The organism is Psychrobacter sp. KH172YL61 (genome assembly GCF_007182895.1).
GTDB classification, from domain to species: domain Bacteria; phylum Pseudomonadota; class Gammaproteobacteria; order Pseudomonadales; family Moraxellaceae; genus Psychrobacter; species Psychrobacter pacificensis.
In genome coordinates this window covers 2,660,512-2,683,970 of sequence record NZ_AP019516.1, presented here as the reverse complement: position 1 = coordinate 2,683,970, position 23,459 = coordinate 2,660,512, and the positions used below count along the sequence as shown (strand labels likewise).

The window sequence follows — 23,459 nt, the reverse complement described above, 5'->3', positions numbered from 1 at the left end:
GACATTATAAAGGCGATGCGACGAGCAAAATAGTTGTAAGTCGTTAAATCTTTTTAACAAACTGTCCGTTATATGAGAGATTTAGAACACTATTGGCTAAATCTAGCAGACTTTGTGACGTTTTTGGCTTTTTTTGCGGTTTTATATCTATAATGATCGACGCATTATGACGTTATCTCATGTCTTAAGAAGTTTTCAGAGAATTTATCGTCTTATCACTACTATTATCAATAACAGCTATTACCAACGATAGTAGTGTCATTAGTAAGTTTTTAGCCTAGTATCTGAGGCTTTCTTTTCTTTTATCACCATATTTTGTAGGTCAGTATTATGGACTTAACCTTCTCACTAGAGATTATTTTGATGCTTGCGGCTGTCGCAGCATTGGCAGGATTTATTGATGCGATTGCTGGCGGCGGCGGTCTGTTGACCATACCTGCCATGCTACTGGCCAATATCCCGCCAGTGCTCACGCTTGGCACCAATAAGCTACAAGCTGCTTCTGGCGCATTGGCCGCATCCATTACCATGATAAAAAGGGCGTCGTCAAACCGCAGCGTATTAAAGTGGCTATTATTGCCGCGTTTATCGGTTCAGTCTTGGGTACCATTGCGGTGCAGATGTCACCACCTGATTTGCTCGAAAAACTGATTCCTTTTTGATTGCCGCTATCGGTATTTATACCTTATTTGCTCCCTAGGCTTGGTGAGGGTAGAGGCGGCTCCCCGCATATCAGAGGGTAAATGGCAAAAAGGGGTGGCACCTTTGATTGGTTTTTATGATGGGTATATTGGACCCGGCACAGGGATGTTTTTTGCGCTGGGCAATGTGGCACTGCGTGGTCGTCAGATTATTGAAGCGACAGGGACCGCAAAGGTGCTGAACTTATCTACCAATATCGGCTCACTGATATTTTTTTATCTTGGGTGGCAATGTGTTGTGGAAAGTGGGATTGGCAATGATGGTGGGACAAACCATCGGTGCCTATTTTGGTTCACATATGGTCGTCAAAGGCGGTAGTAAGCTGATTCGTCCGATGATTGTGCTGGTGTGTTTGGCAATGTTGACCAAATACGTTTTTGGCTAAAGAAACCCATTACTATCTCCCACAAAAAACCTCAGTCCGTGTGCATAGGTGACTGAGGTTTTTTATTTTACGAATGTCTATCTAGCAGAGATGATTAGTGGCGACGATCAACGTCATCGTACTCACTACCCATGATGCCATCATTCATGACTTTAGAGAACTCACGCTCGTTGTCTTCATCGATATGACCATCGAACACGTCTTTAGCACCAGCGTTAGGATCGTTGTATAGCGCCAGATCCATTTTACCTTCTGATTTTGCTACGATAGCAGTCACTGCCGCATCACCACCAACGTTGACAGCAGTACGCAGCATATCTAGGATACGATCTACACCCAAGATCAGACCAATACCTTCGATAGGCAGACCGACCTGAGCAAATACCATAGACAGCATGATCAAGCCGACACCAGGGACACCAGCCGTACCGACAGAGGCCAGTACTGACATCAAGATAACGGTTAGATATTCGGTCACGCCCAAATCAATACCATAAATATTGGCAATGAAGATGGTCGCTGTCCCTTGCATGATGGCTGTACCATCCATGTTGATGGTGGCACCAAAAGGAACGGTAAACGAAGCCACTGAGTTATTCACACCCATACGCTTAGTAACGGTACGCAAGGTAATCGGAATGGTCGCGTTTGAGCTCGACGTACTAAACGCAAAGATTTGTACTTCGCGCATTTTTGCCAAAAAGGTCTTGATAGATAGACCTGAAGAGACTTTTAGTACAATCATCATAGTAACGAAGAAATGGAAGGCCAAAGAACCAACCAATACTGCCATATAGCTTAGCAGTGACAAAATTAACTCAAAGCCTAGCTCAGACATCGCCTTGGCTAACAGTGCAAATACACCATAAGGGGCTAGGTTCATAATGATGGTCACCATCTTCAAGATGACTTCATTGATAAGCTCTAGACTTTGAACCAAGCCTTTGGCAGGTTTACCCACCATCAAAATACTGATACCGATTAGAATGGCAAAGAAAATAATCGATAGCATGTCGCCATTTGCCATCGCACTGATGGGATTTGATGGGATAATGTTTGAGAACACATCAAGCAGTGGCGGCGCTGATGCGGCTTCAAACGTGGCTTCAGATTCGATATTCATGCCTTTACCGATACCAAATAGCACACCCAATCCAATCGCCGTTGCAATAGCAAGCGCGGTTGTCATCATATAGATCATAAATGTTTTGGTACCAATACGTCCTAGCAGACGGATATCACCAATGCCACACACACCGCAAATCAGTGAGATAAGTACTAAAGGTACGACCAACATTTTTAGCGAGTTAACAAATAGCTTGCCGATAATAGCAAAGGCACCATTTGTGATGTAAGTATTAACGAAGCTGCCTTCGCCATTCAATCCTGAGTAGTTTAAAAATAGACCCAGTATGATACCGAGCACCATGGCAACGATAATCTTGCCTGTCAGTCCCATATTTTTCCACATATCCATATCCCTTTGTGTGCATAACAGCGCTATAGTCAGCGTCACCCAAATCTATGTGACCGTGTTTGCCAATCTAACTATAATGCGTGTTATGACTATTAAGTTCTTGTGATTGTCGCTTGATGTCACATTTTCGAGGACAATATAAAAGAATAGGTAAGGGCACTGCAAGATTTTTTTTATCATTTTATTCCAAGAGAACAATCCCTGTCACAACTATGTGCCCATAAAATAGCGATGATTTATTGTAAACGGTTTGTTTCTGATATGAAACAATATATTCATGAAAGAGTTTTTAGGGTAAATGGATATATCAAACTATTGATATTAAGCCAGTGTTATCACTTTGATGTCATAAAATACGTTTACATTTTGGCAACTCCAAAAAAAACCAAACTGTCGCGTGTAGACAGTCTGGCTTTTGAAGTTTTATATTTATCGTCATGAATAATCACGATACTCATGAGTTTACGCGTTTGAATTGACCTTTTAGTTATACCTTATCATCTTCTTCACGTTCGCGCGGCAGATGCGTCTGATCATCTAAGGTTTGGAGGTGTTTGTCACTTGCGCTTTCGTCGACCTCATCAGGTGGAGCAATATGGCGACTGTGGTTGTTACTCATACGCTCATTGAGGTGAGACTCTGCATCACGGTAGCGATGATCAAGCGCTTCGGCTTCAGGATTTGATTTCTCAAAATTCGCCTGTGACTTGATTTCTTTCACAGTATCTTGCTCACTGACCATTTCTACATCACCATCGCTCTCATAGCCGTGATTAGGATTGGCATCACCAGTCTGTGGTTCTGTATTTGTCGTATCATTTAACTCATGCGTGACTGGCATCTCACTGTCAGTCGATACGCTACTTTTGTTTTTTACTTCTTTTTTTAGCGCTGCATAATTTGTTAGTTGATTGACAGCATTTTCGAGCGTATGTGGATTATCGCGCTCTTGAGCTTCTGATAGATGCTTATCAAATACATCGGTCAATAATGAATCAAAGCGCATGGCATTATATTGAATCAAGACCTCAGCCTCTTCTTCAGTGATGCTATCGTTTTGGCTCGCATGTACCACATGGTCTTCGAAGGTTAGGCCTTCAAAGCTGTCCTGATGTTCTGCCTTTTTAAACTTCTGCCACAGTGGTTCGATCTCAACCAAGGTCTGATAAGCATGCTCCATACGGCCTGTCACATCATCTGGGTCGGTATTGTAGTACACCATGGTTTTGAGATAATCGCGGAATGGGTTGGTAGCAAAATCATCCATAAAGGTATCACCCAGCTGACGTTTTAGCTCATCGCTTGCTGGCGTAAAGATACGGCCACTTGGAAAAGTCACAAAGCTCACTACATTGGCGGCCATACGATTAGGGAAGTTGGCAAAGAAAGACACAAAAGCTTCTTGAATCGTATATAAGCTGTTTTGGAGTGCAACTTTGGCATGTAAACGCTCAGCTTCGGATTTACTACCATGCTCATAAAATTGCAAAATAGCCGTCGCGATAAATAAGTGGCTATGAATATCCGCTAAGCGACCAGACAGCATCTCTTTACGTTTTAGATCCCCTGCTAACAGTCCTAACGCCATATCTGCAGTCAATGCAAAGCTTGCGCTTAGGCGGTTGATATGCTTGTAATAAGGACGAGTAAAGGCATCAGCAAAACGTGGCGCATTATCACTACCACCGACGTAACCTGCGATAAACGCTTTTGCCCCGCGGTTGAAGGTATAGCCTAAATGTTTGAAGAAAAGCGTGTCGAATTTTTCAGTCGCTGCTTTTTTATCCCTCACTCTGTAGCAGTTGCAGCTCATCGAATAGATAAGGATGACAACGCATCGCGCCTTGACCAAAAATCATCAGCGAGCGGGTCAAAATATTGGCACCCTCAACAGTGATAGATACAGGAATTGCTTGATAAGGTATCGCTAAGAAGTTACGTGGGCCCATCTGTACGGCACGACCACCAACGACATCCATACCATCATTGACCACACTACGCATGGTTTCGGTCGCATAATATTTTGCCATTGCAGTCATGACTGATGGCGTACCGCCTTGGTTTAACCCGCAAGTTACCAAATGACGGAACGCTTCTAACATATAAGTGTTACTTGCCATGCGACTGGTGGCGTCCTGTACACCTTCAAATTTACCGACTGATATTTTGAACTGTTCGCGAACTTTTGCAAATGCACCGACAGACAGATAGGTCATTTCACTGGCTGAGGTCGATAGAGCAGGCAAGGAGATACCACGACCCACGCCCAAGCACTCCATCAGCATACGCCAGCCGCGACCAGCGTTTTCGACACCGCCAATGATGTAATCTAAGGGGATAAAGACATCTTTGCCATCGACCGTACCATTCATAAATGGTGAGCCGATTGGGTTGTGACGTGGACCCGTGACCACCCTTCTCATGATTGGCAGGGATCAGTGCACAGGTTATACCATAATCAGTTTTATTGGGATCTCCAAGCAGCCCTTCAGGATCATGCATCTTAAAAGCCAAACCCACGACAGTAGCGATAGGTGCTAATGTAATCCAGCGTTTGGAGAAGTTCATACGCAGACCAAGTACCTGCTCGCCCTCATGCGTGCCATAACAGACGACGCCTGTATCAGGGATCGCACCTGCATCAGAGCCTGCCTCAGGTCCAGTCAAACCGAAACAAGGTACTTCATCACCTTTGGCGAGACCCGGTAGCCAGCGCTGTTTTTGCTCGTCCGTGCCATAGTGCATTAGTAGCTCACCAGGACCGAGCGAATTGGGTACCATACAGGTCACTGCCGCAGTCGGTGAGCGCGACGCGATTTTACTCATCACGCGGCTTTGCGCATAAGAGCTAAATTCTAGACCACCAAACTCTTTTGGAATAATTAACCCTAAAAAGCCATTACTTTTGATAAATTGCCACGCTTCAGGTGACAGCTCTTTATCTTTGTGCTGTATTTGCCATTCATCGAGCATAGCGCATAGCGTTTCTACTTCGTTATCAATGAAGCTTTGCTCTTCTTCTGAGAGCTTTGGATAAGGGTAATTGGCAAAAGCCTCCCAATTTGGCGCTCCCATAAACAGCTCTTTTTCCCACCAACTGGTACCAGCATCCAGTGCTTCGCGCTCCGTATCACTCATACTCGGCATTGCACCACCCAAAGCCTTATAGACCGGTTTGGTAATGAGTGATTGGCGCAGTGGAGTAATGAGTAAAACCAAGCAAAGCAGCGCGATGGGCACCCCTAAGAGGAGCGACCATGGACTGATAATGGCAGTAACAATAACGGTGATCAAGGCAACAATACTGCCCGTGACTCGTGATAAGGACAGCAAAAAGATGGCCAAGACTACAGCTAATTGAATGATGACTGCCAAAATAAACAAGCCAATTGCCATGACTATCTCCTGTGGGATACTAAATAAAAAGTGTGAAATATAAGAAAGTAAAAAGATATGAACCGTTACGATTATTATTGTGTTTTATAACAAACAATTCTAACCATATAATAGTTGGCAGCATAAGTAACCTTGGTGCTGCTAGCAGACTCTTGTACTGTATACGGCTAAAACAAAAGCGTAATGCGTCAGCTGCTATAGAACAAGCTACTAATATGAAACAGATGTTGATGACTATCAATAGCCAAAGTGCTACGCTGTGTCGATAATATGTATCAGGTATCATACCCAATAGATTCTAATGAGTAGGGTTTGCCAAGTAGCTCAAATTTGCTGACCAGTTGAGTGGTCAGTGTCATGAACTAACCAAAAGGTGCAAGGCAGCTTTCGGCATAAGATAAGGTATCGTTACGTCCAACGATGATGTGATCGACCAGTGAGATATCTAGTAGGTCACACGCTTTTTTTTAGCTCATAGGTCAGTAGATTGTCAGCAGCTGAGGGCTTGGCATCGGTATGAGGATGGTTATGCGCAATAATGAGCTGGCTAGCCGCATGGCTTAGTGCGTGCCGGAGTACATGCTTGATACAGACGGAACACGATGAGATGCCGCCTGTGAACAGTATTTCAAAGTTTAACAGGTTCAACGCATTGTCCAGACAGAGGACAGCAAATACTTCACGATGCTCACCGCGTAACTGGGTGCTAATATAATCTTTGACCATTTGCGAGCGCCCAAGTGCTTGCCCCGTTTTTAGCTTACTATCCAGATAACGTGTGCCCATCTCAAGCGATGCCAATATCTGAGCGTACTTGGCGGGACCGATCCCATGACAAGCAAGAACGGTTTTTTGCGGTGCGGCAAGCAGCTCAGCTAGGCTGCCAAACTGATCGATCAAATGACGCGCGAGCTCAATCGCTGACTGTGACTGCGTACCCGTACGTAAAAATATGGCCAGTATCTCCGCATCAGATAAGTGAGCGGCACCGAATTTCAATAATTTTTCGCGTGGTCTGTCATCCTCATGCCAGTCTTTAATCGCCATTGCCACTCCTTAAGAATAAATTGCTAATTGTTATCTGAGGTAAATACGGAAAATTTTACCCAATTTATCTCATAGTTGTTACTATAAGCGCAATTTTATCTTTTCACTTTTTGATTGAAGCCACGCTTATGTCCAATATTGTGCTTGCTATTACTGGCGGTATCGCCGCTTATAAATCTGCTATATTTGCCCGCTTGTTGATTAAAGCAGGCTTTGATGTGCGCGTCATTATGACGACAGGCGCACAAGCATTTATCACACCGCTGACTCTGCAAGCGTTGACGGGTAACGAGGTGCATGTCTCATTACTCGATGAGCAGGCAGAAGCGGGGATGGGGCACATTGAGCTGGCTAAATGGGCGGACTTAATTGTCATTGCCCCTGCGTCCGCCAATACGCTCGCACGTCTGGCTATGGGAATGGCTGATGATTTGTTGACCACAGTGTGCCTTGCCACAACCGCACCAGTTATTATCGCTCCTGCGATGAATCAGCAGATGTGGGCGCATCCTGCGGTAAATCTGAATGTACAAACCCTGCGTGATATGAACTATCAGATTATCCAGCCAGCCAGCGGTGAGCAAGCGTGTGGTGACGTGGGTGCAGGGCGGCTGCCTGAGCCTGAGCAGTTGTTGGCTGAGGTACTCTTGTTCAAAGCAATGAACACGACGCCGCAATTATTAGCAGGCAAAAGAGTGGTCATTACCGCAGGACCTACAGTAGAAGCAATCGATCCTGTGCGCTATTTGTCCAATCATTCTTCAGGAAAAATGGGCTTTGCTTTAGCGCGCGCTTGCGTGGCGGCTGGCGCAGAGGTGATCCTAATCGCTGGTGGTAAAGTGGCATTGCCCACGCCGCTTAATGTCACACGAATTGATGTGCTGTCTGCCAAAGATATGCTGATCGCTGCCCAGCAATGTGTGGATGGTACGCATAGCGAGCTTCAATTGGATCTTGAAGATGAGTATGACCATTCTCATGAGCACGCACATGAACATAATCATTCTCACACCCATGACCATCATGGCGATTGTGGTTGCGGTGATGAGCATGAACTACCGCAGGCTTATACTGAACACCAATTCGTAAAGGCAGATATCTTTATCGCGACCGCCGCAGTAGCAGATTATCGTACTGAAGAAGCCGCACCGCAAAAAATTAAAAAGACACAAGATGCTATGAATCTCAGCTTGGTTAAAAACCCTGATATTTTAGCGACGATTTCTCTTGCTCATCCAGAACTGTTTGTCGTTGGTTTTGCCGCAGAAACACAGGATGTCGAGCGTTATGCGCGTGGTAAGCTAGCTGCAAAAGCGCTAGATATGATTGCCTGTAACGATGTCTCACGGGCAGATATTGGTTTTGCTAGTGACGATAATGCCATGCAGGTATTTTTCTCTGAGCGCTATGAGCATGATGCGATAACGTTAGACAAAGCCAGCAAAGACAAGATCGCTGAGCAGTTAGCCAGTATTATTGGTGAAACAATCGCTCAATGTCAAAACAGCTAGTGGTATAAATATAGGCGCTGAGCCTCAAATGGTATAAACAATATGACTAATATAGCTGGTGACGATAGCACTCAGATGCTAGTGCTGACGCTCATTTTTGCGCTGGCATCGCTGCTACACGGTATTAGCGGACTTGGTGCGACGCTCGTCACGACTACCGCGCTTGCTAGCATGTACCCATTGCCATATGCCATTGTATTGGTGATTTTCCCCTCGCTAGTGGTTAATATCATGACTTGGCTAGCAGGTGGTGAGCGCAGTGTTTGGCAAAACTTTATCTACTATGGCAGACGCTATTGGCTGCTGGCGCTCACAAGCTTGCTTGGCAGCATCTTGGGTGCTCAGTTGCTGCTGTGGATAAACAGTGCCTATATCCCTATTGATGCTGGCGGCGGTCATTGGTTTTTATGTCACCAGTAGCGTGCTGGGCAAACAAATCCGCTTAGCAGATACGAAGCCCATGTTGATTGCTGTTGGTTTTGGTGCAGGCGTCATTGGCGGCTCGACCAATGCGATGTCGACCATACTGATGATGTATCTGCTCTCTGCCAGTGATGATAAAAACACCATCGCCAAAGTCGGCAACATGTGTTATTTCTTAGGCAAAGTGGCACAAATTATCGTGTTGCGTGAGCCTATCATGGCATTGAGTAGCGATGAGTGGCAGCTGATTGCCTTGCTCAGTGTGATATCTATTGTTACGCTTTTAGTCGGAATTCGTCTACGTCGTTATTTGCCACAAGCGCGTTTTCGTCAGCTTATTTTATTGATTCTAGTCGTGCTTGGAATACGCGTGGGCTGGCAAGGCGTGATGGCGTTTTTGTAGTATGGTCAGTAATAAACAGAATCAAACCATCAACTATTACAGGCTACTGGTATAAATCTTGCTTACGTGCTGCTATCGTTCGATGCGGCACAAACAACCTCCCCAGTAGCACTGACTCGGTTTAAAGTAAGTTGACTATAGGGAGTGTTTTTCAGGTTAACGATTGAATAAATTTAACACGATGGTCGCGATAACACTGATAACTACCATAGTGACCACTGGAAAATAAACCCGTGTATTGCCTGAGGTGTGCTTAATATCGCCTGGCAGATTGCCGAACCACGAAAAGGCATTGGGAAAAACCAGCCAAATGACCCCGACAACCACTAACACGATGCCAATTACAATCAGTATTTTTGCCATATAAGCCTCGCTAATCTTATTTTACTCTTTTGTCTCCACCATACATGCGCTGAACCTTAACCAGCTATTTCACCAAAATACAGCTGCTGTGCCACTCGAAAGGTATTGCAGTGCGCCTCGACCACATCTTCAATATTTTCAGAATAACCCCCACCCATGACGATAGCAACTGGAATGCTAGCGGCTTTTGCTTGCTGCAATACGTACTCGTCACGCGCCTTACAGCCTGCTTGCGTTAAGCCAAGTTTACCCAGTTTATCGGTCGCCAGCACATCAACTGCGGACTGATAAAAAATCATATCTGGTGCAACCTCAGTAATCAAGCGTGGCAGGGTGTCTTTTAATAACCTAAGATAGGTCGCATCGTCTGTATCATTATCGAGCTCAATGTCTAGGTCAGAGACTTGTTTGCGAAACGGATAGTTCTTGGCGCCATGCATGCTAAAGACAAAAACGCGTGGCTCATCCGCCATGATGCTGGCGTTGCCATTGCCTTGATGGACATCCAAATCCACGATTAAAATCTTTTGCGCCTGCCTGCGATTAAGCAGTAGATTGCTGGCGATACAGACATCGTTAAACACGCAAAACCCCTCGCCATGATCGGCAAATGCATGATGGGTGCCGCCCGCGACATTCATCGCCACGCCATATTGCTGAGCATATAGCGCGCACTCATAAGTTGCATGGGCGATATAGCGACCGCGCTCCACCAACTGCGGTGTCATCTCAAACCCAATTGCTCGTGCCGCCTTTCGCGGCAGGGTTTGGGTTTTGAGCTGATACCAGTACTCTGCTGTATGAGTGGTCAAAATCTCCTCTTCGCTTAAGTAGGCAGGGGCAAAGAAGTTATCTTGACTGATCGTGCCCTCACTCAATAAGCGCTCCGGAATCAAGATGTATTTTTGCATGGGGAAGCGGTGCTTTTCGGGCACAGAGTAGCGAAAGACGTCAGAGTAGGCAATTTTTAGCATAAGAATTCTAGCTTAATATTGATGGTTTTTTGGATATGCAAATAGATAGATGAGCGACCGCTAAGTGCGGCCTCATTGCGTAAACTATATGAGTGAATAAACTGACGCATTACTGAACAAACTGCGTCGGTAAAAAGAATGTGCGTGCATCTGATTGCTGGCGCAGCTCTGTCAGTAATGTCTGCATATCTTCAGCAGGGTCCTGATTATTAATCAAGTCGCCAAATAGCTCGCTTGCAACCGTGGTCATCGCAACGACGCTTTGTAGTGAGTGCTCAATGATCTCAGTATCGATACCAACCGCTTCGACATCGATCGCATTTTTGTAGCGTATTTCCCCATCATTGACATCCATCTCTAGGTTGCCAATCAGCATGTCATAGTTAATTTGAGTGATGAGTAGTAGGGCAGCGCTCTGATGACTCTCTGGTATCAAAAACGGCAAAATGCCATAGATTGCTAACAGTTTATTTTTTTCCTGAACACGAAACAGGTAACCACAGTCTATTTTTTTATGACGCATTCTTAGGGATAAATGATGCGATTGCTGGCTGTCGCCGGTTTTGGGACGATAGTGCGTATAGTGCCATTGCTTATCATTGAAGTACTGTTTTAAGCAATCAACGATGGGCGTCTCGTTATGATGTGGTGGGGCTGTGTTTTTTCATCGGTTTTGAGCGTGGCATCAGGCGTTGGCAATTGATCATTGCCCGAATGAGAACCGTCTACAGGGCTGATGCTGTCCGCTGCTTGAGTACTGGTATTAGCAGAAGCCATCCTATTTTTCTTGCTCGCAGCATCAGTTACTGGCTGCGGGGCAGAAGCCGTCAATAATCGTTTGATTTTTTGCCATAAGCTGAGTTTATTGGGTTGACTCATAATAGTATGCTAACAAATAAAAGTTATAAATTAATCGTGATTGAGAGCCAAACCTTCTTTAATAGAAGGCTGTGCATAGAATGCTTCTAGCATGTCACGAATATGAGCCGTTAACCAAGGCGTTTCAATGGCGTCGTATACGATAGGTAATAGAGCGCTGCTACATTGCGCCATAGCCTCTTCATTGATATGCAAACTCGCCGCAATGGTCGCTATCGTGTCGGATTGATGATTGGCATACCAAGTATCAATACTCGCTGATACCAAACTGTGTAGATAGGGGTGACAGTCGCAGGCGGTTGTAGCTTTGCTGGATGCTGGCTTCAATATGATCGATGCTGCTATTATCAGGTTCATCGCTTAAGTAAGTTTGTAGCTCACTGATTGGTTGGTCTTTGATACGATCCCAGCCCATGACCATCAGACGCGCCACTTCTTGATTTGACAAATGCGCTTGTGCATTGGCCTCAGCTCTGCGCGTCAAGTCTTTGATATTGCGATGCAAGTACGTTTGTAGTTTTTCATCGAGGTTTCTATTGGTCGCTTTCTCAAACGAGCTGCGCCCAAGCTTCATCAGTTTACCAACACCGCCCGCTTTATCAAGCGTGGTCTCCATAAAATCATTGATAGCGTGATAGAGCGTTTGGGTCAATAGATCCGCAAAGGTTTCGTTACCCACCAGTGTATGAATGAGGACGTTACGCTGCTGCTCATGGCTACCAATATAGTTAGCAAGGGTCTGAATTTGGGTGTCATCGACCAGCTCAGACAAAGGCACGTTGTCATTGACTGGATGATAGATAATAGTATGCAAAATATCACGGATATCTGTACGCATCACCTCAGTCATTGGCTGATTTAACAGCCAGTCTTTCATTAAATGCTGTAAATGGTCACAGGTGATGTAGTTGCTTAAGGGCTGAGCACCAAACCAGCGCCAAGCTTCCATCGATAAAGGCTCGGCCTGCTTGTGCAACCACTGCTGCATAAAATCAACTTGCGCGTCAATCAAGCTGTCTATCGTCAAGCGGCTGGTTAATGGTGCTTTTGACAAGTTGGTGTCTACATTGACACTGTTAGTCTCCGCATCTGGCATTTGATTTTGGCTATCTTGTGAAGTCTGCATAGGTTTTGAAGTCATATTTTGAGGTCGTATTTTTTGGAAGTAAGAGTAATCGACAATTTGTTATACTGTGTGTTTGTGGTGAGCATAGGGTATTATGCCACGAACATTAGCTTTGTTTGTGATGAATATTGATTGCTGCTTGATAAATAACCAGAGGTTTTGATGACGGTTTTGGATACGCCTGTACTAACGCTTGATGAGATGACGGTTCAGCGCGGCGAGATACCGCTCTGTGAAGGGGGTGACGCTGCACTTGTCAGCGGGTAGTATTTGTCATCTGATTGGCGCAAATGGAACCGGAAAGACCACGTTACTCATGCAGCTGGCAGGATTATTACCGGTTTTAACAGGTGAGATTTCTTATCAAGGTCTATCAGGTCTACCTATTCAACCGTTATATGTTTCGCACCAGCTGGGTATTCATCCAAATCTAACCGTGGCACAAAACCTGACATTTTTATTAAACTTATATGGTATCACGCCAAGCACGACTGATATTGACGATGCACTCACTTGGGTTGGGCTACAAGGGTTTGAAACGATCAGCTCGAGTCATCTATCCGCTGGTCAGACACGGCGCATCACACTGGCAAGATTGTATTTATTGACGCCAGCTGTCACACCGCTGTGGTTACTTGATGAGCCATTTACCGCGCTCGATGTCGATATGGTGGCACGTATGGAAGCACGGTTATGCGACTTTGCGCAGGCTGGCGGCTCGATACTCATGACCAGTCATCAGGCAGTAGGTGTCGCCAATCAAATGCTCGATTTGTCAGATTACATGGTCTAAATGTGACTGCTATCAGTACCATCAGTATCGGTAAAAGGATGAATAATGACAGACAGTCCAATGCAAGTGAGCACAACCATAACCGCGAATAAAAAATCAAATGTTATTGTCACAACGCCGCGCAGTATTGGGTTTATGCAGTTGTGGCGCCGTGAATGGCAAGTCAAGCAGCAAGGGGCGGTACAATGGTTGTACCCATTGGTACTGTTTTTAGTGATTATCACCTTGTTTCCACTAGCGGTCGGTAGTGAGCCTGCGCTTTGCAGCGTCTTGGCGTATCAGCCGTGTGGATTGCTGCATTGCTGTCCTTGGTGATGGGTGTTGATGGCTTGTTCAAGCCTGCACTTGATAACGGTACGCTTGCGCAATTGGTCGTCGCCAAAGCGTCATTGCCGCTATGGGTGCTTATTAGGTTGGTCATTCACTGGATTTTTTAGTAGTGGTATTGTGGCATTGCTTAGTCTGCTTGCTGTGCCACTATTTCAGCTTAGTTGGTTTGAGGCGGGGATATTGATGGCGTCTATCGTGACAGGCAGTCCGATGCTTTTGATGCTATCCGCAGTCGCCAGTAGCTTAACGCTGTCATTGAAGAATGGTGCGGTACTGGTACCATTGATTGCATTGCCAATGCAGCTGCCTGTATTGATCTTTGCCACAGGCGCGGTTGATTTATTTGCCACTGGACTGAATGGCTTACCTATCTTGGCGCTATTGCTGGCAGGAAGTATTATATCCGTTTTGGTCATGCCGTGGGTCATTGCGCTGACCCTAAAAATGACATGGCTCAATTAAGTACATTTGCGAAAGACTAAAAACCCAGTCGTCTAAATCCAGTCATCTAAACGCCATGTATTAACATTGTGTTGAAAACGGGCAATTTTGCTATAATAGTCAATTGAATACGTAAATACGCTTTGTAGATTCTATCCAGTGTTTAACGCCAGCAGGTGAGCTGATCGTGTGCTTTTGTAGGCCACGTCGGTCATGACCAGTAAGCTGTGTAATAGGTTTATTCCCATGCCCAACCTGAATAACGTCTCGTCTCCTAGCCTATGGCAGCGCATTTGGCAGGGCTTCTTGACCACCGTAGGCACCAAGCAGTTCTTTCAGATTTTTAGTCCTTGGGTCAAGTGGCTCGCGATATTAGCCAGTCTCTGTTTGCTCATTGGTAGCGTATGGGGTCTTGCTTTTGCGCCGCCTGATTATTTGCAGGGCAATAGCTACCGTATTATTTTTATCCATGTTCCAGCAGCCAGTCTTGCTATCTCTATCTATTTCTCCCTTGCCGTTTTGGGGGTGATTTATTTGGTGTGGAAGATTAAGACGGCCAGTCTGGTCGCGCAGGCATTGGCTCCGATGGGGTTTTTGCTTTGTGTGATCAGTTTGCTCACAGGGTCTATTTGGGCCAAGCCAACATGGGGGACCTACTGGGTATGGGATGCGCGTCTTACTTCAATGCTGATATTAGCGTTTCTGTATGCAGGGGTGATGGCGCTGTTTGCTGCTTTTGAGCACACGGCCAATCGTGGCAAAGCGGCTGCTATTTTATCTATTGTTGGTGCGGTGAATCTACCGATTATCAAGTACTCCGTAGAATGGTGGAATACCTTACATCAAGGTGCCACTTTTAGTCTGACCGAAGCACCGAAGATGTCAGCTGACATGTGGATGCCACTGTTGCTCATGATTATCGGTAGTTATTTGTTGGTTGCGACCATGGCGATTTATCGTACCAATACACTGATCTTACATCGTGACCAAGGCAAAGCGTGGGTCAAAGAATACATTCGTGCTCAACACAAATAACGGCTAGGAACCTACTATGCAGCCTTACTTTTATAGCATATCTGAGTTTGTCGCCATGGGTAAGCATGGGGTCTTTGTATGGTCATGTTGGGCGATTACCATCGGTGTGATGCTGGCCTTTATTATTTATAGTCGCAGACAAAGACAAGCGCTTATCAAGCAGCTGACGATTCAACAAGTACGTCAGGCACAGCGCACGACCAAAAAATCCACACCGATCACCAAGCAGTCTGACTGAGAAAATATATTAATATCAGGGTTTTAGCATAAGAAACTATATGCTTTTATTGACAAAAATATGACCTCGCGAGTAGCTATAGGGCTTATTGATTTGTCCGAAAAATGCTATCATATGATCATTAGAAGATTACGATTAGAAAGATTTTTTGACAATATTTCTTGCAAGCGTTTTTCTAATCGTCGTTTCTTTAATATTTTCTGTTTTATGGGCTAATTGTATTTAAAACAGAGACTCATCAACGAGGTAGAGGTATGAATGCAGTTCGTCGGAAAAAACTGACGTGGGTGATGTTTACGCTGGCAGGTGCAGCTGTAGCAGTCATATTGGTTATTTATGCTATCGGGCAGCAAACCGACTATTATTTTGATGCGACCGCTATCGCTCAAGGTGAGGCGCCTCAAGACAAGCGTATTCGTGCTGGTGGTATGGTGGTGGCTGGTAGTGTGCAGCGTGCAGCAGACAATCCATTGAATGTTGAGTTTGCGATTACTGACTTTCAATCAACCGTACCTGTGACTTATCAAGGTATTTTGCCAGACTTATTTGCCGAAAACTCAGGTGTGGTGGCTACAGGCAAGATGCAAGGCGATACCTTTGTCGCTGGTGAAGTATTGGCAAAGCATGACGAAAACTATATGCCACCAGAAGTCGCTAAATCAATGAAAGAAAACAATCGTAGCGGGGCAGTGCCTTCTTCTGAACAATATAATCCTGCCGAAAGAATTCATGAGACTGAAACCCTGCAACAGTAATGATGATAAGTATTGATGACATATAAAAAGGCCACCGATAGTCGGTGGCCTTTTTAATACATTGTATTTAGCTATTCAGCTAATGATTAGTCATCCCATTCAGGGCTATAATCAGGATGCTCAATCTTACGACCATCAGAACTGGCTAGCTTGCCGATTTTTTCTAATTCATCTGCACTCAACTCTACTTTGATGGCGTCTAAATTGCCTTTTAAGTGATCAGGGTTAGACGTTTTTGGGATGGCAACGCGGTGTTTGTCTGATAAGATCCATGCCAATGAGATTTGTGCTGGCGTGACGTTGTGCTTATCTGCAATCTCTTTGATGATATCGTTATCAAATACATCGCCACGAGCGAGTGGTGAGTAAGCTTCTAGCAAAATATGATGGTTATTCAAAAATGCCTGCAAGGTATCTTGCTTGATGAACGGATGGAATTCTACTTGGTTCACAACGATTGGTACATCCGCATATTTTTTGGCTTCGATGATGTGATCAATATTAAAATTAGACACACCGATATGGCGGGTCAACCCTTGCTTTTGCAGCTCACACAAGGCAGGGATGGTCTCAGATAATGGTACACGATCATCTGGCCAATGTAGTAGCAATAGATCGACATAGTCCACGCCCAAATTTTCTAGAGACTTTTTAGCTGCAGCTTTGAGCTTTTCTGGCTCAAATTTCATGTCATCTGGAAAAATTTTGGTCGTCAAAAGAATTTATCGCGCGCCACGCCGGATTGCTTGATACCTTCGCCCACTTCTTTTCATTTTCATACGCTTGAGCGGTATCAATGTGCTCGTAGCCCATTTCTAAAGCTTTTTAACCACGTCTACGCAGTCTTGACCAGTTGATTGCCAAGTACCCAGTCCTAGAACGGGAATATTTGCTTGTCCTGCGGTACGAATATTATAGTTTTTAGTCCTCATATTTTTATCCTTATTTTATTTATAATTTATAGTATGTCTTGAGTTAAAAATGGTTTTAAACAAAACATTTAATACTAGTAGGAAAACTTAGCAGTTGTTTAGCTAATCTAATAATCAAGTTTGTCTACTATAAGAAAAACTAGAGCAAAGTGAAAGAGCGTGTGACGCATCCCTACAAAGGACAAACAGGCTGTAACGTGAACTCGATAACCTGTTAGGGATGATAGGAAGCTTAAAAAGAGGTAAGATCAGCAAAACGAAGACATTAAAAAACGCCCACCACGGTTAAGTGGTGAGCGCCTATAATCATTGAGGTACCCGTATGGCTGGGCACTGATGATTTTAGTGTCTTATTGAGCCGCGGCTTCTGTTTCTACCGTTTCAGTACTGTCAGTTTTAGCTGCGGTATCAGTGCTTGCACTAGTGTCAGAACCCCAGATTTTTGGGTACTTGTAGCCAGGGAACGTTTCATGCGCGTACTTTTGAAAGCCTCTGAGTTATAGGCATTGGTGACATCTTCAACCCATTTCTTACCAGTATCAGCAGATTTGATCGCTGACCAGTTCACATAAGCAAAGCTTGGCTCTTGGAACAATGCTTCGGTCAGCTTGATGCCAGAGTCAGTTGCATAGTTACCGTTGATCACGGCAAAGTCAACTTCATCACGCGCGCGTGGTAATTGAGCCGCTTCTAGCTCAACGATATCGATATCGTATTTGCTGTTGTCAGCGATGTCAGCTTTTGATGCAGTCAATGGGTCGATACCGTCTTTTAGTTTAATCCAGCCAAGATCGTCCATCATGACCAACGCACGAGCAAAGTTACTTGGATCGTTCGGTGCAGAAACACTCATGCCTTTGAATGCTTCATCTAGGCTAGACTTTTTGCCTGAGTAGATACCAAGCGGGGCGGTTGGTACTTGGAATACTTCAACGAGATCAAGGTTGTTCTCTTTTTGAAGGTATCAAGATATGGCTTGTGCTGGAAAATGTTGATGTCCAAGTCGCCTTCTGCCAAGGCAAGGTTGGGACGAACATAATCAGTAAATGCAACTAACTCAACCTCATAACCCTGAGCTTCAAGTGTGCCTTTTACTTGGTTACGAACCATATCAGCAAAATCACCTTCAGTCGTACCGATAACAATTTTGGTGTGTTCAGGATCGATGTCACTAGTGCTCGCAGTCGTTTCTGCAGTGGTACCTTCAGTGACAGGCTCTTGGTTCGCTTCTGGCGCTGATGAGTTGCTGCAACCGACTAAGACCAAACCTGATACGCCAACAGCGGCAAATGCGGTGGCTAACTGACGGCTGATATCTGTTAATTTCATAATACGTCCTTAATAATGAATAAAATTGAGTAAAGCGTTTATCGTCGAAACATTAAAAAAGCAACATTATAAATAGTAATGCTGCTTTTTTGTGAGAGCTGAGATAAGGGTTGAGTGTTGCCAAAAATAAACCTAGTCGCTCGTAATGTCAAGTATTCTCTAAAGCGGTTTAACGTTTGTCTAAACGATTGGCGAGCCAGTTGCCAGACGCTTGAATCGATATCACCATCACTGACAACACCAGCACGATAAAAATCATCACCTCGGTCTGATAGCGATAATAGCCATAACGAATGGCCAAATCACCCAAACCACCACCGCCGATCATACCAGCCGCTGCTGAGTAAGAGAGTAAGCTGATACAAAGAATAGTGACCGAGAGTACCAATCCTGAGCGCGCTTCATTGAGCAGTACTTTGATGATTGTAAAAGGTCTGGCGCCCATCGATTCAGTTGCTTCAATAATACCGCGCGGTACTTCACGCAAATTTTGCTCAACCAAACGCGCAAAATAAAACGAACCTGCAATCGCAAGGGACGAGAGGCGGCAATCGGACCGATACCAGTACCGACGATAGCTTTGGTAAACGGACTCATCGCAATCATCAAAATCACAAAAGGGAAGGCGCGCATAAAGTTGGTAATGGCGCCAAGTACGCCATAGAGTGTCTTGTTTTGCAAAAATTGTCGGTCACTGGACAAAAACAAGAATACGCCAAAGAGCCCACCGATAAGGATGGCGACCGTGGTTGAAATACCAAGCATGATAAACGTATCAACAAACGCACTCACAATCTCTTTGCGTAGGGCAAGCAGCTTGTCTATAGAGGCGGATAATTCAGTACCAGTTAACATATCTATTTCTCCTGCCTCATTAGTCCTCAACGACTAAGCCTTTGCCAATCGGGGTAGTTGCCTGAATCAGACCATCTCGTACATCGGCCACTTCTAATAGCTGACCTTGATGTAATAATGCTGCGCGATCACAGAGTCTGCGAATGACGCTCATCTCATGGGTTACGATGACGATGGTCACACCAAGTTGCTCATTGATATCGCGCAAACAAGTCAGCAAACTGCGAGTCGTTGCAGGGTCAAGCGCACTGGTTGGCTCATCGGCCAGCAATACTTTTGGACTCGGGGCAATCGCGCGGGCAATACCGACACGTTGCTTTTGCCCACCGGATAGCTGCGCAGGATAATGTCCAGCGCGATTAGTTAAATCGACAATCTCAAGACATTCCATAACGCGTTTATGAATATCGCGGCTAGGATAGCCTGACACTTTTAAATTAAATGCTACGTTGTCAAAAACCGTTTGATTAGACATGAGATTGAACTGCTGAAAAATCATACCGATATTATGACGAGCAATACGCAGTTCACTGGCAGATAGCGTGGTCAAGTCAGTACCGTCTATCACCACTTGGCCTGAATCTGGACGCTCAAGCATGTTAATCAAGCGCAACAAGGTCGATTTACCTGCGCCTGAATAGCCCATTAGACCAAAAATCTCGCCTTGTTTGATAGTCAGAGATGTCGGCTCAACAGCAGTAAACCAATGTGGTTTGCCGTCTTTGTCTTTGATTGATCGGTCGCTTAAAAACCTTTTGGTCACATCGTTTAAGACAATCATGTCATTCATGGAGGGCTCAAAATTCAATAAATTTTTTAATGGTCATCGTGTGTTGTTATGCTTCTATTACTAGATAAGAAGCCCATCAAAACGACAATAGTCAATAACCGTATAATAAGGGGCGGTAATATAGCATATTATCAGTCACTTTGGATATGCACATCCGTGACTGACTTATGATGAATAGCTATTAAGGAAGGAATGTTTGAGGGGTATCAGTGGAAGTAATATCAACAAAGTAACGTATTTTCAAATATAGCTGACTACTCATGCTGATTGTAATGAGGGTCATGTTCAACGGGTATGGCGACTAAAAAGCGAGTATGACCGTTTAGCGTATCAGTAGTGATCCGCCCTTGATGCGCGGTGACAATCTGAGAAACCAAAGAAAGCCCCAACCCTGACCCTTTATTCTTTTGCTGTAACCGTACAAATGGGCTAAACACTTCTTCGCGTTTTTCTTCAGGAATACCTGTGCCTTCATCAATCACCGCTAGTACTGCATATTTTGGTAGGGGACGTACCGGCTCAGTTTTTGCCTTTTTGAGATGCTTAGCAAATAAGCCTTCTTTACGCGGTGTGGCTGCGGCTTCGTTATTATTTTGGGTGTTGGCTTTAGCACTGTTTTTCGCTTTATCTTTGCTGCCATTTTTGTGGATAGTTGTATCAGTTGCTACTTTGTCAGTTTTTCTATTGCTATCGTTTTCAAGAGCATGCGCACGATTGTCGATTGTTCCATCTGTAGATTCGATAAGATTATCATGTACGCCTTTATTAGAGTCTAGAGTGTCTTTAGAATCAGGAACGGCCTTCCAAATCACTTTATCTAAATCGGTGCTAGCAATATGAGCATTAGGTTTTACAGAGCTTGGGGTGTTTTTAATAAAGTTAAGATCAGCATTTACATCTTCATCGACTGTTAGATTTTCGCCATTCTTGTAGATTGGCGGTGCTGGCAAGACAGCTATTGGCTCGACTGAATCAATTTTGTCTTTATTGCTCAGAGTAGAGTCGGCATTTTCGGGTGAAGCAGACTCCTGCTCATCACTATTGGTATCAAGCGACCCTTCATAAGAGTCAAAATCCAACAAGCTATTATAATCGGTGAAACTGCTAGAGAGCACGGTCTGCAATAGGTAATCAGGAACAGTGCCAGCATCTTCGATAGTCTGAACGCCGTACAGTAACACGGTAACGGGCGGCTTGCCATGAAGCATGGCATTGGTCAGTAGATTGCGAATGAGATGAGTCAACATTGATGATTGACCATCAATCATGATGTGCTCACCAATCAACGTGGCTTCAGGATAGTGCTGACGTTCTTGATTGACCAAATCGTATAAATCCAAGTTTTCAATTTGCTGCAAGGCATGACCTGCGTCTAGACGGCTGACCAACAATATACTTTCGACCAAATCATTGAGACCTGACAGATCGCGAGTGATGGCATGAGCGCGTTTATCAAACTTGGACTTGGTATCTGCTGGCAGCCCGCTTGCCAACATATCCATCATCTCAATCTGCAAGCGAATACGAGTAATCGGCGTGCGTAGTTCATGAGAGGCGTGCGCCAGTAGTAGATTATTGGCATCGACAAGATGTTCAATTTTTGTGCTGCTTGGTTGAACCCTTTGGCCAGCGAGGCAATTTCATCGTTACCACGAGCGTTCACTCGTACCGTAAAATCACCATCACCCAACTGCGCCATTTGCTGGCTTAATTGATCAATACGCCACGTCATTGTACGGGCAATCAGCCACAACACTCCTGCCATAATAATGAGCAGCAGCAACGTACCTGTAAACAGATTAAGGGCGGCAGAGAGAACCGGTTTTTTGGGTGGTAGGCGTGACTCATACAGCAAGGTATAGCCTGTGCTGCTATACACTTGAGCTTGCTTGGTCGGAGACGTATCGGCAAGAGAGGGGGAATACACGTGAAAACAATGAAGGCGTAGGTGGTAGCTCTAGTGGCAAGTCGCTATTGTCAGTTTGCATCAACAACCGACCTTCGCTGTCGTACAACCCCATTTTCGCCTGCAAAGACTCATCAAAAATATCAAAGCTTTTTTTGACAACAGCTAGCATAAATCGTGATTGTAGGTGATTGTCCTTGCTGATAGAGATATTTAGCTCATGCAGAAAGGGATCAATCTGACCCAAAATCTGCGTGGCCAATATCTCTGATCGGATTCCTGCGTCCTTGTCATGCACCAATTGGGTCAATAGCACCATAGCAACTGCAAATAAAATAAGTGCCAGCATAACGCTGGCAAATAGTTTGGCAAATACGGAACGAAAACCCAATTGCTGCATTAAACAATCTCTGTTATTGGACACTAATATCGACTGAGCTTAATATGCTCTCTATCGATTAATCCGTCTTTTATGATCAAACCTGATCAGTGGCAAATTGATAACCAACACCGCGCACCGTGATAATGCGTTTTGGTTGACGTGGGTTGTCTTCGATCAAAGCACGCAAACGTGAAATATGCACGTCAATGGCACGATCGATGTTGTCTGAGCTGTCGTCGTTTGGCATTGCCTGCCAAAGCTGCTCGCGATTTAGCACTTTGCCAGAATGGGTAGCAAAATAGTGTAGTAATTGGAACTGATGTGTCGTTAAACGTACAGGCTCATCATCGATAGTAACTTCGTGACTGTCAGGGAACACACTCAAACGACCAAAGGTTAAGCTATCTGACTGGCTATCTGCTTGGTTTGGCTGCTCATGACGGCGGATAACAGCACGGATACGGGCGGAGAAGCTCACGCGGCTCGAAAGGCTTTGCGATATAGTCATCAGCACCCATCTCCAAACCTAACACGCGATCAGTTGTATCCCCTTTGCGGTCAGCATAATAATAGGTACTTTATTGGTCATATTATTCTTGTTGCCACGAATTTTTTGACATACTTGCATGCCATCCATGTCAGGTAGCATCAAATCAAGTACGACCAAATCGATATCACGCTCTTTGGTATCTAACAGATCAAGGCCTTCTTGACCCAAACCTGCATGATGGACGTCATAGTAATTCATGGTCAAATAATCACTGATCAGCTCTGCTAAATCTGGATCATCTTCAATCAATAAAATCTGCTTGCTCATGGGATATCCTCTAATTGTTCTTATAATTTGCCAAAGGTCTAATGTGTGCTAGTCGCTTAACTATGATAACTATGATAGAAGTATCAATAGTTTTTACATTCTATGCCATTAAACCTCTGAGCCTCTAAGTTTTCAGGTGTTTTAGAGTACTGAACTATCATGATGATAAA

Annotated in this window: 19 protein-coding genes and 7 pseudogenes; 9 read left to right on the top strand and 17 right to left on the bottom strand. The window is 44.7% G+C overall.

What is annotated here, in order from left to right:
* The first annotated feature begins 330 nt into the window (after positions 1–330).
* Positions 331–1,087 (top strand): annotated as a pseudogene (locus tag PKHYL_RS14350) (TSUP family transporter).
* Between the two features lie 94 nt (positions 1,088–1,181).
* Here the strand turns inward: PKHYL_RS14350 and PKHYL_RS14345 are convergent.
* From PKHYL_RS14345 to radC, 3 genes and pseudogenes are all read right to left on the bottom strand, one after another.
* Complete coding sequence (locus PKHYL_RS14345; RefSeq protein ID WP_240365449.1) at positions 1,182–2,558, bottom strand: dicarboxylate/amino acid:cation symporter; 1,377 nt, start codon at positions 2,556–2,558, stop codon at positions 1,182–1,184.
* Positions 2,559–3,051: 493 nt separating this feature from the next.
* Positions 3,052–5,960, bottom strand: a pseudogene (locus tag PKHYL_RS14340) (acyl-CoA dehydrogenase).
* A gap of 362 nt (positions 5,961–6,322) precedes the next feature.
* A pseudogene (gene radC, locus PKHYL_RS14335) lies at positions 6,323–7,007 on the bottom strand (RadC family protein).
* 128 nt (positions 7,008–7,135) lie between these two features.
* Here radC and coaBC point away from each other — a divergent pair.
* Genes coaBC through PKHYL_RS18290 form a run of 3 tightly spaced genes read left to right on the top strand, consistent with a single transcriptional unit; the run spans position 7,136 to position 9,344 of the window.
* A complete protein-coding gene (gene coaBC / locus PKHYL_RS14330; RefSeq protein ID WP_240365448.1) occupies positions 7,136–8,518 on the top strand; it encodes a bifunctional phosphopantothenoylcysteine decarboxylase/phosphopantothenate--cysteine ligase CoaBC in 1,383 nt (460 codons plus the stop codon).
* Positions 8,519–8,560: 42 nt separating this feature from the next.
* A complete protein-coding gene (locus tag PKHYL_RS18295) occupies positions 8,561–8,938 on the top strand; it encodes a hypothetical protein (protein ID WP_332835899.1) in 378 nt (125 codons plus the stop codon).
* The gene (locus PKHYL_RS18290; RefSeq protein WP_332835898.1) at positions 8,883–9,344 is read left to right on the top strand and encodes a TSUP family transporter; all 462 of its coding nucleotides are present in this window, start codon (positions 8,883–8,885) and stop codon (positions 9,342–9,344) included. The genes PKHYL_RS18295 and PKHYL_RS18290 overlap by 56 nt, the downstream gene beginning before the upstream one ends.
* Positions 9,345–9,500: 156 nt before the next feature.
* Here PKHYL_RS18290 and PKHYL_RS14320 read toward each other — a convergent pair whose 3' ends face one another.
* From PKHYL_RS14320 to PKHYL_RS14295, 6 genes are all read right to left on the bottom strand, one after another.
* A complete protein-coding gene (locus PKHYL_RS14320) occupies positions 9,501–9,707 on the bottom strand; it encodes a DUF2905 domain-containing protein (RefSeq protein WP_071002974.1) in 207 nt (68 codons plus the stop codon).
* A gap of 56 nt (positions 9,708–9,763) precedes the next feature.
* Positions 9,764–10,681 carry a histone deacetylase family protein gene (locus tag PKHYL_RS14315; RefSeq protein ID WP_240365447.1) on the bottom strand — a complete coding sequence of 306 codons (918 nt, stop codon included), beginning with the start codon at positions 10,679–10,681 and terminating at the stop codon, positions 9,764–9,766.
* Positions 10,682–10,790: 109 nt separating this feature from the next.
* Entirely contained in the window at positions 10,791–11,126 is a 336-nt protein-coding gene (locus PKHYL_RS18285; RefSeq protein WP_332835897.1) for a hypothetical protein, read from the bottom strand.
* A gap of 167 nt (positions 11,127–11,293) precedes the next feature.
* Positions 11,294–11,560, bottom strand: coding sequence for a hypothetical protein (locus PKHYL_RS14305; protein WP_240365446.1), 267 nt, complete (start codon positions 11,558–11,560; stop codon positions 11,294–11,296).
* A gap of 30 nt (positions 11,561–11,590) precedes the next feature.
* Positions 11,591–11,827, bottom strand: coding sequence for a hypothetical protein (locus PKHYL_RS14300; protein WP_240365445.1), 237 nt, complete (start codon positions 11,825–11,827; stop codon positions 11,591–11,593).
* Positions 11,808–12,701, bottom strand: coding sequence for a hypothetical protein (locus PKHYL_RS14295; RefSeq protein ID WP_240365444.1), 894 nt, complete (start codon positions 12,699–12,701; stop codon positions 11,808–11,810). The genes PKHYL_RS14300 and PKHYL_RS14295 overlap by 20 nt, the downstream gene beginning before the upstream one ends.
* Positions 12,702–12,848: 147 nt before the next feature.
* On the opposite strand from PKHYL_RS14295, the pseudogene ccmA reads away from it, so the two are divergent.
* The 5 genes and pseudogenes from ccmA to ccmE all read left to right on the top strand — a co-directional run bounded on the left by ccmA (position 12,849) and on the right by ccmE (position 16,278).
* Positions 12,849–13,479, top strand: a pseudogene (ccmA, locus tag PKHYL_RS14290) (heme ABC exporter ATP-binding protein CcmA).
* Positions 13,480–13,614: 135 nt separating this feature from the next.
* Positions 13,615–14,271: pseudogene (locus PKHYL_RS14285) on the top strand (heme exporter protein CcmB).
* Positions 14,272–14,496: 225 nt separating this feature from the next.
* The gene (locus PKHYL_RS14280; protein WP_058025463.1) at positions 14,497–15,285 is read left to right on the top strand and encodes a heme ABC transporter permease; all 789 of its coding nucleotides are present in this window, start codon (positions 14,497–14,499) and stop codon (positions 15,283–15,285) included.
* A gap of 16 nt (positions 15,286–15,301) precedes the next feature.
* Positions 15,302–15,523, top strand: a complete 222-nt coding sequence (gene ccmD / locus PKHYL_RS14275; RefSeq protein ID WP_186473637.1) for a heme exporter protein CcmD — start codon at positions 15,302–15,304, stop codon at positions 15,521–15,523.
* Between the two features lie 254 nt (positions 15,524–15,777).
* Positions 15,778–16,278, top strand: coding sequence for a cytochrome c maturation protein CcmE (gene ccmE, locus PKHYL_RS14270; protein ID WP_186473638.1), 501 nt, complete (start codon positions 15,778–15,780; stop codon positions 16,276–16,278).
* 86 nt (positions 16,279–16,364) lie between these two features.
* Here the strand turns inward: ccmE and PKHYL_RS14265 are convergent, their stop codons facing one another.
* The 8 genes and pseudogenes from PKHYL_RS14265 to PKHYL_RS14240 all read right to left on the bottom strand — a co-directional run bounded on the left by PKHYL_RS14265 (position 16,365) and on the right by PKHYL_RS14240 (position 23,289).
* Positions 16,365–16,994 carry an aldo/keto reductase gene (locus tag PKHYL_RS14265; protein WP_240365442.1) on the bottom strand — a complete coding sequence of 210 codons (630 nt, stop codon included), beginning with the start codon at positions 16,992–16,994 and terminating at the stop codon, positions 16,365–16,367.
* A gap of 566 nt (positions 16,995–17,560) precedes the next feature.
* Positions 17,561–18,539 (bottom strand): annotated as a pseudogene (locus tag PKHYL_RS14260) (MetQ/NlpA family ABC transporter substrate-binding protein).
* A gap of 169 nt (positions 18,540–18,708) precedes the next feature.
* A complete protein-coding gene (locus tag PKHYL_RS19040) occupies positions 18,709–19,026 on the bottom strand; it encodes an ABC transporter permease subunit (RefSeq protein ID WP_442966163.1) in 318 nt (105 codons plus the stop codon).
* A 387-nt stretch (positions 19,027–19,413) separates the two neighbouring features.
* Positions 19,414–20,184 carry a methionine ABC transporter ATP-binding protein gene (locus PKHYL_RS14250; RefSeq protein WP_240365441.1) on the bottom strand — a complete coding sequence of 257 codons (771 nt, stop codon included), beginning with the start codon at positions 20,182–20,184 and terminating at the stop codon, positions 19,414–19,416.
* A gap of 254 nt (positions 20,185–20,438) precedes the next feature.
* Positions 20,439–21,701: an ATP-binding protein gene (locus tag PKHYL_RS18280; RefSeq protein ID WP_332835896.1), complete on the bottom strand. Its 1,263-nt coding sequence runs from the start codon at positions 21,699–21,701 to the stop codon at positions 20,439–20,441.
* Positions 21,686–22,063 carry a HAMP domain-containing protein gene (locus tag PKHYL_RS18275; protein ID WP_332835895.1) on the bottom strand — a complete coding sequence of 126 codons (378 nt, stop codon included), beginning with the start codon at positions 22,061–22,063 and terminating at the stop codon, positions 21,686–21,688. Before PKHYL_RS18275 ends, PKHYL_RS18280 begins: the two co-directional genes overlap by 16 nt.
* Entirely contained in the window at positions 22,056–22,490 is a 435-nt protein-coding gene (locus tag PKHYL_RS18270; RefSeq protein ID WP_332835894.1) for a hypothetical protein, read from the bottom strand. Before PKHYL_RS18270 ends, PKHYL_RS18275 begins: the two co-directional genes overlap by 8 nt.
* 76 nt (positions 22,491–22,566) lie before the next feature.
* Positions 22,567–23,289: pseudogene (locus PKHYL_RS14240) on the bottom strand (response regulator transcription factor).
* Positions 23,290–23,459 lie beyond the last annotated feature (170 nt).